Genomic DNA, 346 nt, shown 5'->3' with positions numbered 1-346 from the left:
TTAGAAGTAAAGGTAGATAAAGATTATGATGTAATATCAAATACAGAAATAGAAAATGAAGAAACAAATGAAGATTATAAAATTGTAAAATTTAAGAAAACTCCACCAATGTCTACATATTTATTATATTTGGGAATAGGAAATTTTTGATTATCTAGAAGATAAATATGAAAATAAGAAAATAAGAATTGTTACTGATATTGGTAAAGCTAAGGATGGAGAAAATGCTTTAGATTGGGCAAAAAAAGTATTAGAATATTATGAAAAATATTCTTCAATAGAATATCCATTATGCAAAAATTGGATTTAATTGCCATACCAGATTTTGCTGCTGGGGCAATGGAAA

1 pseudogene (cut by a window edge) is annotated in these 346 nt (G+C 25.1%); it reads left to right on the top strand.

The features are described from left to right. Nucleotides 1-150, top strand: a pseudogene (locus LUA84_RS05075) (hypothetical protein); its annotated part reaches 81 nt to the left of the window's first position; the annotation flags it as partial. Nucleotides 151-346: the final 196 nt, after the last annotated feature.

The sequence above is a fragment of the Candidatus Nanopusillus massiliensis genome, assembly GCF_920984865.1.
This window is presented reverse-complemented; position numbering and strand designations above follow the sequence as displayed.